This window comes from Corynebacterium aurimucosum ATCC 700975, assembly GCF_000022905.1.
In the GTDB taxonomy this organism is placed as follows: Bacteria; Actinomycetota; Actinomycetes; order Mycobacteriales; family Mycobacteriaceae; genus Corynebacterium; species Corynebacterium aurimucosum_F.
In genome coordinates this window covers 1183569-1195754 of the sequence record NC_012590.1, presented here as the reverse complement: position 1 = coordinate 1195754, position 12186 = coordinate 1183569, and the positions used below count along the sequence as shown (strand labels likewise).

Annotated in this window: 12 protein-coding genes; all 12 read right to left on the bottom strand. The window is 61.0% G+C overall.

Features of this window, described 5'->3' with window-relative positions; all coding sequences use genetic code 11:
• Window position 1: 1 nt before the first annotated feature.
• The 12 genes from CAURI_RS05625 to rho all read right to left on the bottom strand — a co-directional run bounded on the left by CAURI_RS05625 (window position 2) and on the right by rho (window position 12075).
• The gene (locus CAURI_RS05625; protein ID WP_010187068.1) at window positions 2-985 is read right to left on the bottom strand and encodes a F0F1 ATP synthase subunit gamma; all 984 of its coding nucleotides are present in this window, start codon (window positions 983-985) and stop codon (window positions 2-4) included.
• 56 nt (window positions 986-1041) lie between these two features.
• Window positions 1042-2682: a F0F1 ATP synthase subunit alpha gene (gene atpA, locus CAURI_RS05620; RefSeq protein ID WP_010187069.1), complete on the bottom strand. Its 1641-nt coding sequence runs from the start codon at window positions 2680-2682 to the stop codon at window positions 1042-1044.
• 60 nt (window positions 2683-2742) lie between these two features.
• A complete protein-coding gene (locus CAURI_RS05615) occupies window positions 2743-3558 on the bottom strand; it encodes a F0F1 ATP synthase subunit delta (RefSeq protein WP_010187070.1) in 816 nt (271 codons plus the stop codon).
• Between the two features lie 6 nt (window positions 3559-3564).
• Complete coding sequence (locus CAURI_RS05610) at window positions 3565-4137, bottom strand: F0F1 ATP synthase subunit B (protein ID WP_010187072.1); 573 nt, start codon at window positions 4135-4137, stop codon at window positions 3565-3567.
• A 45-nt stretch (window positions 4138-4182) separates the two neighbouring features.
• Window positions 4183-4425 carry an ATP synthase F0 subunit C gene (locus CAURI_RS05605; protein ID WP_010187073.1) on the bottom strand — a complete coding sequence of 81 codons (243 nt, stop codon included), beginning with the start codon at window positions 4423-4425 and terminating at the stop codon, window positions 4183-4185.
• 97 nt (window positions 4426-4522) lie between these two features.
• Window positions 4523-5335 carry a F0F1 ATP synthase subunit A gene (gene atpB / locus CAURI_RS05600; protein WP_010187075.1) on the bottom strand — a complete coding sequence of 271 codons (813 nt, stop codon included), beginning with the start codon at window positions 5333-5335 and terminating at the stop codon, window positions 4523-4525.
• Window positions 5336-5781: 446 nt separating this feature from the next.
• Entirely contained in the window at window positions 5782-6216 is a 435-nt protein-coding gene (locus CAURI_RS05595; protein WP_010187077.1) for a Cg1360 family ATP-synthase-associated protein, read from the bottom strand.
• 16 nt (window positions 6217-6232) lie between these two features.
• Entirely contained in the window at window positions 6233-7408 is a 1176-nt protein-coding gene (locus CAURI_RS05590; protein ID WP_010187079.1) for an MraY family glycosyltransferase, read from the bottom strand.
• A gap of 10 nt (window positions 7409-7418) precedes the next feature.
• Window positions 7419-8096 carry an L-threonylcarbamoyladenylate synthase gene (locus tag CAURI_RS05585; protein ID WP_010187081.1) on the bottom strand — a complete coding sequence of 226 codons (678 nt, stop codon included), beginning with the start codon at window positions 8094-8096 and terminating at the stop codon, window positions 7419-7421.
• A gap of 53 nt (window positions 8097-8149) precedes the next feature.
• Window positions 8150-9034, bottom strand: a complete 885-nt coding sequence (gene prmC, locus CAURI_RS05580) for a peptide chain release factor N(5)-glutamine methyltransferase (RefSeq protein ID WP_010187083.1) — start codon at window positions 9032-9034, stop codon at window positions 8150-8152.
• 24 nt (window positions 9035-9058) lie between these two features.
• Complete coding sequence (gene prfA / locus CAURI_RS05575) at window positions 9059-10135, bottom strand: peptide chain release factor 1 (protein WP_010187085.1); 1077 nt, start codon at window positions 10133-10135, stop codon at window positions 9059-9061.
• Window positions 10135-12075 (bottom strand): transcription termination factor Rho, encoded by a 1941-nt coding sequence (rho, locus tag CAURI_RS05570; RefSeq protein WP_010187087.1) that lies wholly within the window; start codon window positions 12073-12075, stop codon window positions 10135-10137. Before rho ends, prfA begins: the two co-directional genes overlap by 1 nt.
• Window positions 12076-12186: the final 111 nt, after the last annotated feature.

The window sequence follows — 12186 nt, the reverse complement described above, 5'->3', positions numbered from 1 at the left end:
TCTAGTCACTTTCTGCGCTTTCGGCGAGCGCCCCAGCGCCACCGACGATCTCTGTGATTTCTTGGGTAATCTGCGCCTGACGGGCCTGGTTGGCCACGCGCGAGAGGTCCTTGACCAGCTCGGTAGCGTTGTCGGTTGCAGACTTCATTGCGGTACGGCGTGCGGCGGACTCGGAGGCCGAGGACTCCAAGAACATCGCAAATAGGAGGCGAGACACGTACTGCGGAAGCAGCGCTTCCATCAGGGTGTCCGCATCCGGCTCGAAGTCGTAATCAGGGGTGATCTGATTGTTCGGCTCGGCGTCGGAAAGCGCGGACTCACCCATGTTGTAGTCCTCTTCCTCAATAACCGGTACCACCGGCAGCAGCTGCTGCACACGCGCGGTCTGGGTCAGCATGGACTCGAACTCGGTGTACACAACGTGGACCTGGTCGAAACCGCGAACGGTCTCGCCCTCCACGTTAATGCCCTCGCGGGTCTTGGCCTGGCCATTCGAACCGGCGACGAAGCCGTCGATAATGTGGCGGCGCACATCGTGCGTCTTTTCCCAGGTCGGATCCTGCGAGAATCCAGTCCAGCTGCCTGCGACCTCGGCCTCACGGAACTTGTAGAAGCCAACGCCCTTGTTGCCGGTCACGTAGCGGACGGTCTCGAAACCCTCGCTCTTAAGCAGGGCTTCCAGCTCGGCCGCCTTCTTGAAGATGTTGTTGTTGTAGCCACCGCACATACCGCGGTCCGAAGAGACCACGAGAATGGCGGCAACCTTAGCATCTTCGCGTTCCCGGAGCATCGGGTGATCCAGGGACGTGTGCGCCGCCAGCTTGTTAAGCACGTTGGACAGTTCACGTGCATAAGGCTGCGCCGCTTCTACCCTGGCCTGAGCCTTGGTAATGCGCGAGGTAGCAATGAGCTCCTGTGCCTTGGTGATCTTCTTGGTGGAATTGACGGACCGGATACGGTCGCGCAGTTCACGAAGATTAGCCATGGTGTTCGCTCCTCCCTTCTCTTTCTAGACGGTTAATTCTTAGAGCGTGCGAAACTCTATTTGGCCGTCTTGCGGGAGACGTTGAGCTCGGTCTTATTCACATCATCCGCGGCGAGCGGGTCAACCGGCGCCTCGGTGCCGAGGTTGTTGCCCTCGGTCGTGCGGAAGGACGGAGTGAAGTCCTTTGCTGCTGCAACAAGTGCATCCTTGGACTCGTCGGTCAGAGCGGTACCGCCCTGGATCTGCTCGAACACCTGCGGAGTTGCAGAGTTGAGGTGGTCGTGCAGCTCCTTCTCGAAGCGGCGTACGTCCTCGACGGGAACGACGTCGAAGATGCCCTGGTCTGCGAGGAAGATGGACACCATCTGGTACTCGACAGGCTGCGGGGAGGACTCGGACTGCTTGAGCAGCTCGACGAGGCGCTCACCGCGCTCCAGCTGAGCCTTGGAAGCCGGATCCAGGTCGGATGCGAAGGCCGCGAAGGCCTGCAGGTCACGGTAGGCAGCCAGCTCGAGACGGAGGTTACCGGCAACCTTCTTCATACCCTTGGTCTGTGCGGCACCACCAACACGGGAGACGGACACACCGACGTTAATTGCCGGACGGACGCCCTGGTTGAACAGGTCGGACTCCAGGAAGACCTGGCCGTCGGTAATAGAAATAACGTTGGTCGGAATGAAGGCGGAGACGTCGTTCGCCTTGGTCTCAATGATCGGCAGTGCGGTCATGGAACCTGCACCCATGTCATCGGAGAGCTTTGCAGCACGCTCCAGCAGACGGGAGTGGAGGTAGAAGACGTCGCCCGGGTAAGCCTCGCGGCCCGGCGGACGGCGCAGCAGAAGGGAAATCGCACGGTAGGCCTCAGCCTGCTTGGTCAGATCATCGTAAATGATCAGGACGTGGTTGCCCTGGTACATCCAGTGCTGACCCAGAGCTGCACCGGAGAACGGTGCCAGCCACTTGAAGCCGGCGGCGTCGGATGCCGGAGCAGCCACGATGGTGGTGTACTCCAGAGCGCCGTGCTGCTCCAGGGTGTGGCGCACACCAGCAATGGTGGAGCCCTTCTGGCCGATGGCGACGTAGATGCAGCGGACCTGCTTGTTCTTGTCGCCAGACTCCCAGTTAGCCTTCTGGTTCAGGATGGTGTCGATACAAACGGCGGTCTTACCCGTCTTACGGTCACCAATGATCAACTGACGCTGACCGCGACCAATCGGGGTCATCGCGTCAATAGCCTTGATGCCGGTCTGCATCGGCTCTTCCACCGGCTGACGCTGCAGCACGGACGGTGCCTGCAGCTCGAGGACGCGGTCCTCTTCAGCGGTGATCGGGCCCATGCCGTCAATCGGCTGGCCCAGGGGGTTGATAACGCGGCCGAGGAATTCCTCGCCCACAGGGATGGAGAGAACCTCGCCGGTCCTCTTGACCTCGTCGCCTTCTTTAAGCGACTCGAAGTTGCCCAAGACCACGACACCGATGGAGTTGGTGTCAAGGTTCTGTGCGACGCCAATCACGCCGCCGGGGAACTCGAGCAGCTCATTCGCCATGACGGACGGCAGGCCCGAAACCTGCGCAATACCGTCAGCTGCCGAAATGACCACGCCGACCTCCTCACGGGAGGCCTCCGCGGAGTAGCTCGAGGTGTAGTTCGCAATCGCGCTACGGATCTCGTCGGAGGAGATCGTCAGCTCCGCCATGTTCTTCCTGCTCTCGGTAGTATCTTCCAGCAATTACTTAATCGTTTCTGTCGTTTCGGCTTATGCCATCTGCGCGCGAAGACGGGCAATCTTGCCTGCCGTCGAACCATCGATGACTTCGTCGCCGACGCGGATGGTCATACCACCGAGGAGGCTGGTGTCAACCTCAGAGTGGATGGACATCGCACGACCATAAATTTTGCCCAGCTTTTCAGCGAGTGCTGCCCGCTGGCTATCGTTCAGCTCACCCGCCGAGGTCACGCGCGCGATGGTACGGCCCTGCAGCTTGGCTGCAGTGTCCGCCAATCCGGCGAGATCATCAATCGGGTTCTGCTCCGGGCGGCCAATGGCCTGCAGCGCAAGCGCTTCAGTGACCATCGTGACCTTGCCGTAGAGCACGCTTGCCAGCAGCCCAACCTTGCGGTCGGACGTCGCAGTACGGTCTGAAAGCAGCTGGGTCAGTTCGCCTTCGCGGTCAAGCACGCGCGACAGGGAGAAGAGTTCGTCTTCCACCTGGCCCAGCTTGCCCTCAAACTCAGCGCCGCGCAGCAGTGCGCGGCGGCCAAGAATGATAAGGCCGCGGGCGATATCACGCGGGGTCGACCACTGTGCGGCGGCTGCCTCCTGGAGCACCTGCAGTGCTACCGGGGAAACCTTGCCGCCGAAAAGGGTCTGGACCAGGGACTTGCGCTCCTCGGAGGTGGAGGCGTCGTCGGTCAGCGCGACGCGCAGCTCGCGGTCGCCGTCGAGAACGCGGACCACCTCAAAGAGGTCCTGGCCTGCCTGGGTAGCAGTCGCCACCGAGCGGTCACCGGAGAGGAACTCATCCAGCTTGGACTCAACGGTAGCGAGTGCTTCGCGGCTAGCTGCCTTCATCGTTGCCTACTTTCCGGCCGGTGCCACAGTGTCGAGCTCGGACAGGAAGTTATCAATGGTGGAGGACTGCTTGGTGGCGTCCGAAAGTTCGCCGCCGAGCAGCTTCTCTGCCAGGTTGATGGAGTTCTGTCCGATGTCGGAACGCAGCTCAGACACGACCTGTGCGCGGGAAGCTTCAAGCTGCTTCTCGCCAGCGGTCAGAATGCGACGAGACTCTTCTTCTGCAGCTTCCTTAGCCTCTGCCTCGATCAGCTTGCCGCGCTCGCGCGCCTGCTCACGAATCTCCGCAGCCTCTGCTCGCGCGTCAGCGAGCTGAGCATTGTACTTTTCCAGAGCGGCCTTTGCTTCGGCCTGCTGAGCCTCGGCACGCTTAAGGCCACCTTCGATCCGGTCTTCACGCTCCTGCAGCATCTTGTTGTATGCCGGAAGAACGAGCTTCCAGAACACAATCAGGATGATGGTGAACGGAATGATCGACCAGACCAAGTCGTACATCTTGGGCAGAAGGATAGAGTTGCCCGACTCGAGGGGCAGGGTTTCACTTCCTTCTGCTGCAAGGTAGTAAATGACGTTGTTCATGGGGCTCCGTTCTTAAAGTTCGATTTACTTTGTGTAAAGCGCTCTTTAGAACAGGAAGCCTGCAACGAGGCCAATCAGGGCGAGGGCCTCAACGAAGGCGATACCCAGGAACATGGTGGTACGCAGCTGGCCAGCCATCTCCGGCTGACGTGCCATGCCCTCGACGGTCTTGCCGACGAGGATACCGATGCCCAGACCCGGGCCGATGGTTGCGATGCCGTAGCCGATAGCACCGAGACCCTTGAGGGTGGACTCGTCAGCGGCCTGAGCAAGAATGATTTCGTTCATGATGAAAGTCGTTCCCTTTCAATGTTTTCCGCGGAATCTTCCGCGGGGAATGTAGTGGTTTGGGGGTATTTAGTTAACCGCGAGGTTCGCGTTGTTGTTAGTGCGAATCTGCATGCAGCGATAGTTCGATGTATACCGCCGTCAGCAGGGCAAAAATGTATGCCTGCAGGAAGATGACGATAATTTCGTAAATCGTGAACAGAACCGCTGCGACCAGCGTCAGGCCACTCATGGCAGTCCAGCCGTTGAACTGGAAGAAGAAGAAGTTCGTTGCCGAGTACAACAGGACCAAAATGAGGTGGCCAGCCAGGAAGTTCGCCATCAGACGAAGAGCCAGCGTGACTGGGCGCATGACAAACGTAGAGAAAGCCTCAATCGGTACGACAAGCACGTGCAGTGCCGGCGGCAGATTAGGAATAACCACCGAGGACTTGATGAACTTGCCGAAGCCAAAGCGCTTAGCACCGGCGTAGATCATGGCGATGTACGCGACGGCTGCCAGCACGATTGGCATACCAATACGAGCGTTCGGAGAGATGTTTAGAGCTGGAACAATAGTTGCTACGTTCCAGAACAAAACACCGAAGAAGATCGTGGCCAGGATGGGAAGGAATCGACGTCCTTCCTTGCGGCCCAAGATGTCTTCTGCGATGTGAATTCGTACGAAGTCAATCGCATGCTCCGCTACGTTTTGCAATCCTTTAGGAACCAGCTTCGGGTTCCTGAAGGCGACAACAAAAAGGAGCACCAAGATAGCCGCCATGAACAGGCGAACCAGCATGATGCGATCCAAAGCGAACCAACCGTTGGCGAAATCGGCGAACAAAAGATCGACGACATCACCATCATCGGTTACGTGCCCCGGGAAAAATTCTGGATCCAGTTCGGGTGCGTGAAACTCACCCTTCATGGCCAATGTCGTAACGCTCAGCGTTCTCTCCCGTGTTCGGGCCACACAGCTTGTCGAAGGCTATGTGGTGCGATGGACGTCTCAAGCTCTTTGCCCTGTCTACGGACTCCGTCGCACATCAGCGTAAACAGGGCAAGGATAAACCGTACTTTTTCGGGATAGCATGACGCTAACCCGCGGTAACCCGAAGAGAATGCTATCAGTTCGCCCTCAAGTTTTCGCACGTGGGGGCACCGTTGCGGGCCTAAAGCCACAGCACAGCACTAGAAAGCCTCATAAAAGGCCCGCATTCTGCCCAAACCCCGCTAAGTGTACTTGGTCACACACCCACGTTTCCCCACCTTGACGGGGGTAATGAGCAGGCTGAGGGACACCAATTCTCTACACAAAAAGCCACCCTCCCGGGGTCACCGGAAGCAGTGGCTTTTGATGCAGATTGCGTCGTGCTAGGACACGTAGGTCACGTTGGAGGTGATGACGCCCCAGACCTCGGTTCCCAGCGTCACCGCTAGTGCTAGCAACACAGTCACGAACAGCGCCATCGTGTCATAGAACTCCAAGTCCTTAATCAGCAACAGCACCATGATGAGGATGACCACCTTGAGCAACCAGCCGCCGAGCACTACAGCCATCGTGGTCGAGGGGGTAGTCCGCGCGGTAAGAAGCACTGACGCTGCAGTAAAGAGCACGAAGCCGCCTCCGATAGCAGCGCCGACAAGCACTCCCCAGATACCGGGCAGTCCGCGGACGCCACCCCAGATAGCCAAGGACGCGATGGTCACTACGACGAGGCCAATGACCCCGAGGCGCAGGGCGCGCTTGAGGGGACGACGATGATCGTCATAGGGCGATAGCTCTTCGGAAGTCGTTGAATCAGTCACAGCCCCATACCCTACCTCAGGAGGGATCCGTTTCCAGCACCACGCTAGTAGAACGCGGACGGCGTCCAATCTTGCCTTGGCGCAGCGGAATCAAGGTCACACCAAAAGCTACAAGGAGCGCGAAAACAGCCAGCACCGCCGCGACGGGGGCCGGAACGATGGAGAAGGAAACCGCCCCAAAAGCCACCGCAGAGACCCACAGGTAGAGCACCAGCACGGTGCGGCGGTGGGTATGCCCCAGCGACAGCAGCCGGTGGTGGATGTGAGCCTTGTCTGCAGCGAAGGGCGAGCGCCCCTGCGAAACACGCCGAATAACCGCCCAGACAAGGTCCAGGACTGGAATAAAGACCGCAGCGATAACGACGATGACGGGTGACATTAGCGCCACAATGTCCACGGTGCCGTAGAGGGACATGTTGATCTTGCCGGATGCTGAGGTCGACGCCGCGGCGAGCAACAAACCAATCAGCATTGCTCCGCTATCCCCCATGAAGATGCGGGATGGCTCGAAATTATGCGGAAGGAATCCGGCACACACACCAACAAGCGCCGCCGCAATAATCGCGGGCGGGTAGGCCGATACCGTACCGCCCAGGTCATGTAGAACAGTCAAGGAGAAAACCAGGATGGCTCCACCGGCAATCATGCCCAGCCCAGCCGCCAAGCCGTCGAGGCCGTCGACGAAGTTGATGGCATTGATGAGCAGCACAGTAAAGAATGTAGTCAAGAGTGTTCCCTGGACTTGGTCCAGAATGACCGTGGTTCCATCACCAAAAGGCAGAAAGAGAAGCGTCCAGGTCAAGCCCAATCCGCTCATGATGGCCGCGGCTACGAGTTGCCCGATGAGTTTGACCAAAGCGCTCAGTTCCAACAGGTCATCCACCACACCGACAACCACGATGGCGGCAGCGGACCAGAGCACAGCGTTCATCTCTGGCGTGACGGGCATGAACCCGCGAGTCAAGGCTGGAAGCTGGCCGGCGAGGTACACGGCGGCGGCAAAACCGGTAAACATCGCGACTCCGCCAAGCTGCGGGGTGGGCTGGGAGTGACTATCGCGCAGGCGGATCTCCGCCACCTGGCCACTGCGCACCAGAAAGGTGCGCACCAGTCCGGTGGTGAGGTAAGTAAACGCCGCGGCGACAAAGATCACCAACGCCAGCTCGCGCAGCGGCACTCCGGTTCCAGCCACTGAAGTCTCCTTAAGAGGATTGGGAGCCCGGGCGGGTGCGCAAGGACTCTGCAGACACTCCGATGACCTCACCGATCTGCTCGGCGCTCAAAGCACCTTCGCGCAACAGATACGGGTGTGGGCCGGACAGGTCAATGATGGTGGAGGGCTTGCCCACCTCGGCTTCTCCCCCGTCGAGGTAGACCGTGACCGCCTTGCCCAACTGCTGCTTCGCAGCAATCGCGGTGGTGGGCGGGGTCTGTCCAGAGATATTCGCGGAGGACACCGCCATGGGGCCGACCTCGCGCAAAAGCTCAATCGCAATCGGGTGCAGTGGCATGCGCAGCATCACCGTGCCGCGGGTATCGCCCAAGTTCCACGGAAGCGAAGGCGCTTGCGGGACCACGATGGACAGACCACCCGGCCAGAAGGCCTCGATAAGGGTCTGTGCGGTGTCATCCAAAGAGGCGACAAGGCCCTTCACGGTGTCCCAGGACCCCACGAGGACCGGCACCGGCATGTCTGGACCGCGGTGCTTAGTGGCCAGCAGGCTGGCGACGGCGTCATTATCGAAGGCATCGCAGCCCAGCCCGTACAACGTATCGGTGGGCATCACGACGAGCCGACCCGACTTGGCCGCCTTGACGGCAAGGGCCATTCCTTCTTCGCGTTCTGCCGCGTCCGCACAGTTATAAATCTGTCCCTGCATTGGTCTCTCCTTAATCCCGTTCCTATCGGCTTGTCGACCAATCTTCGACCAATCTACTGTACTCCCCGCTCTGCTGTGACAAAGCGGGCGGTGCCAGTCAGATCCTTGAGCACCTCGATATCGCTGAACCCGCCATGCGCGCGCAGGGCTTCCTGCACCTGTTGGGAGGTCTCGTCGTCATGCTCAATGCCCACACGCCCGCCGGGGCGCAGCAGCGCGGCGATGGTCGGAATCATCGCGGTGATGGTCTCCATGCCGTCTACTCCCCCAAACACCGCCTCGTGGGGGTCTTGGTAGACCTCCGGATCCAGGTCCGGGGTCTCCGGAACGTAGGGCGGGTTGGTGAGCACGAGGTCCACCGTGCCGTGCAGCGCCGGCAAGATCTCAGAGTCGGTGACGTCGCCCTGGACCAGCTGCAGATCAGGGGCATGACGTGCAACGTTGCGGCGGATGTAGGCTAGGGCGGCGTCGGCAAGCTCTACTGCCCACACCTCGGCCTGCGGCACGTAGTGGGCGACGTACAGCGCCAGCGCACCGGACCCGGCGCACAAATCGACGACACGAGGAACTTGCGAGTTAAATCTCGTCGTTTCACCCGAGTTAAGTTTCGTCAGAAACTTAACTCCCCAGTCGGCGAGCACCTCCGTCTCCGGGCGCGGGATGAACACGCCGGGGCCGGCCTCGAGTTCGAGGGCTCCAAACCACGCCACTCCCAGGATGTGTTGGAGAGGCTCGCGTGCTTCACGACGTCCCACCAACGCCCCATATGCCACGTCAAAGCCGGGCATCGGGGCCTCGTCAAGCGGGATATCCATGTGCCCGCAGTGGATGAGGTGGGCCGCCAGCAGCCGGGCATCCCACTCGGGTGAAGGTACTCCGGCAGCGCGAAGGCGCTCCGTGGCATCACGAAGCGCCTCCTTATAGGTGTGAAAAGTCACCGTGTCTAACCGTGCCTTAGCCTTCTAGCCTTCGGCCTCAAGGCGCTCCGCGCGCTCCTGAGCCTGCAGAGCCTCAATGAGATCCTGCATGTCGCCGTCGAGCACGGAGTCAAGGTTATTGGCCTTGTAACCAATGCGGTGATCGGTGATGCGGTTCTCCGGCCAGTTATAGGTTCGGATGCGCTCCGAGCGGTCCATGGTGCGCACCTGGGAGGCGCGCTGCTCGCCAGCCTCGGCCTCGCGGGCCTCGCGCTCCATCTGGTCCAGGCGAGCTTGCAGCACCTGCAGTGCACGCGCCTTGTTCTGAATCTGCGAGCGCTCCTTCTGACAGGTCACCACCAAGCCGGTGGGCAGGTGGGTAATACGCACAGCGGAGTCGGTGGTGTTCACGCCCTGACCACCCTTACCGGAGGAACGGTAAACGTCGACACGGATGTCCTTGTCATCGATGTTGACGGAGTCGATCTCTTCCGGCTCCGGGTAGACCAGCACACCAGCGGCAGAGGTCTGGATGCGGCCCTGGGACTCGGTCACCGGCACGCGCTGTACACGGTGGACGCCGCCTTCGAACTTGAACACGCTCCACGCGCCATCGCGCGAGGGTGTCTTGGACTTGAAGGAGATGGACATATCCTTCACGCCGCCGAGGTCGGACTCGTTGAGGCCCAGGACCTCCCACTGGAAGCCTGCCTTGTCGGCGAAGCGCTCATACATGCGGGCCAGGTCGCCGGCGAAGAGCGCTGCCTCTTCGCCACCGGCCCCAGCCTTGATCTCCATGATGATGTCCTCGGAGTCATGCTCATCGCGCGGGGCTAGCAGGTCCGCGAGTTGCTCTTCCAGCTGCACGACGAGCGGCTCGAGGCGGTCAACCTCAGACTGGAACTCGTGGTCCTCGTAGGCCATCTCCTTGGCGTCGGCCAAGTCCTGGCGGGCCTGGACCAACTCTTCGTTGACTGCGACGATGGGGCGCAGCTCAGCGTAGCGCTTGGACAGCTTGCGAAACTGCGACTGATCCCCGGCTACTTCCGGGTCAGCCATCTGCATTTCGATGCCTTGGTACTCGGAGATGATGTCATCAACGAGGGAAACCTGGTTAGACATTACTTGTAGTCCTCCTCGTCCGTATCTGCCGCCATGGGCGCGGACGAAGCGACCTGCATGAGGAACTCGCCGTTGGAGCGGGTCTTCTTGAGCTGCTTGATAAGCAGGTCAATGGCGGCGAAGGAGTCCAGGCCGGAGAGAATGCGGCGCAACTTGGTCATGATGCGTGCCTCCTCCGGGACGAGCAGGAGCTCGTCCTTGCGGGTACCGGAGGGGTTGACGTCCACGGCCGGGAAGATGCGGCGCTCGGAGATGGCGCGGTCAAGCTTGAGCTCGGCGTTGCCGGTGCCCTTGAATTCCTCGAAGATGACGGTGTCACCAGTGGAGCCGGTCTCCACCATCGCGGTAGCGATGATGGTCAGCGAGCCGCCGTTCTCGATGTTGCGGGCAGCGCCCAAGAAGCGCTTCGGTGGGTACAGGGCGTTGGAGTCCACACCACCGGACAGGATGCGGCCCGACGCCGGGGAGGAGTTGTTGTAGGCGCGGCCCAGGCGGGTGATGGAGTCGAGCAGAACAACAACGTCCTTGCCCTGCTCCACCAGGCGCTTGGCGCGCTCGATAGCCAGCTCCGCCACGGAGGTGTGCTCTGACGGCGGGCGGTCGAAGGTGGAGGCAATGACCTCACCGTTGACGCTGCGCTGCATGTCCGTGACCTCTTCGGGGCGCTCGTCCACTAGGACCACCATGAGGTAGCACTCCGGGTTATTCGTGGCGATGGCGTTGGCGATGTTCTGCAGGATCGTCGTCTTACCGGCCTTCGGCGGGGAGACGATGAGCGCGCGCTGGCCCTTACCAATCGGCATGATGAGGTCGATGACGCGAGTGGTGAGGATCTTCGGGTCCGTCTCCAAGCGCAGGCGCTGGTTCGGGTACAGCGGGGTGAGCTTGGCGAAGTCCGGGCGCTCCTTCGCGGTGGACGGATCGAGGCCGTTGACGGTGTCGACCTCCACCAGCTGGTTGTACTTGCGGCGATTGCGGCCGTTGCCATGGGTGTGGGTCGGGCCGGAGACCTTAACCTTGCCGGTCAGGGCGTCGCCAGAGCGCAGGCCCAGACGGCGCACCAGGTTGTTGTTGACGAAGACATCGGAGCTCGCCGCACGGTAACCGGTGGTGCGCAGGAAGGCCACGTTGTTGTCCACGACCTCGAGGATGCCGCCGACTACCTGTACTTCATCACCCTCACGGATCTGCAGGTCATTGCCACCGTTGCCGCCGCCATCGCGGTCACGCCCGCGACGGTTGCGACGGTTGCGGCGGTTGCGGCGGCCACCGCCACCGTTGTTGTCATCGTCGTTGCGGTGGTTATCGCGGCGGTTGTTGTTCTGGCCACCGCCGTTATTGCCGCCATTATGACCGTTGCCACCGTTATCGTGGTCACCGTTTTCGGAGTTCTTTCCGCCGCGGGACTGGTTGTCCTCGGACTTGCCGTTGTTGTCCGACTTGGCATTGTTGCCCTCGGCGCCGTTGTCATTCCCGTTGCCCTTGGACTCTTCGCGGGCCTCGCGCTCCTGACGGCGCGCACGGTTACGGCGGGCGCGGCGGGCCTGGGAGCGAGACTCGTAGCGCTGCTCGTCGTGGCTGTCCTTGCGCTCGGATTCTTGAGCACCGTCCTCGCCCTTGCGGGAATTCTCGGATTGCTGCTGCGGCTGGTCCTGCTGGCGCTTCTTGTCCTGCTCCGGCTGTTCGGGGGCCTGGTCAGCAGCACCGGCAGGGCGCGAGGCCTTGCGGGCGGCGCGACGCGGCTGTGCGTCCTTAGCCTCGCCCTCGGCAGCAGCCTTTGCGCCGCGTGCCGGAACCTGGCCGGTGGTCAGTGCGGTGATGAGATCCCCCTTGCGCAGTCCAGAAACGCCGCGAAGTCCGCGCTCCGCAGCCAGCTTGCGCAATTCCGGCAGCTTCAGGGATGCGAGATCCTGTGCTGCGGTCTTGTCCGTATCGCTCACGGATATCCTTTCGTCGCTTCACCAACGCGCGCTGTCTCGTGTGCCGCACCTGCACTATGTGCGGTGCCGCTCAGAATGGGCGTTGGAAGCCAGTGTGTAATTGAGATGGTC

Coding starts and splice junctions, on each gene's coding strand:
- prfA (WP_010187085.1), bottom strand. CDS start 10,135: ATGTCTAACCAGGTTTCCCTCGTTGATGACATCATCTCCGAGTACCAA.
- CAURI_RS05585 (WP_010187081.1), bottom strand. CDS start 8,096: ATGCAGGGACAGATTTATAACTGTGCGGACGCGGCAGAACGCGAAGAA.
- CAURI_RS05625 (WP_010187068.1), bottom strand. CDS start 985: ATGGCTAATCTTCGTGAACTGCGCGACCGTATCCGGTCCGTCAATTCC.
- CAURI_RS05615 (WP_010187070.1), bottom strand. CDS start 3,558: ATGAAGGCAGCTAGCCGCGAAGCACTCGCTACCGTTGAGTCCAAGCTG.
- atpB (WP_010187075.1), bottom strand. CDS start 5,335: ATGAAGGGTGAGTTTCACGCACCCGAACTGGATCCAGAATTTTTCCCG.
- CAURI_RS05610 (WP_010187072.1), bottom strand. CDS start 4,137: ATGAACAACGTCATTTACTACCTTGCAGCAGAAGGAAGTGAAACCCTG.
- CAURI_RS05605 (WP_010187073.1), bottom strand. CDS start 4,425: ATGAACGAAATCATTCTTGCTCAGGCCGCTGACGAGTCCACCCTCAAG.
- atpA (WP_010187069.1), bottom strand. CDS start 2,682: ATGGCGGAGCTGACGATCTCCTCCGACGAGATCCGTAGCGCGATTGCG.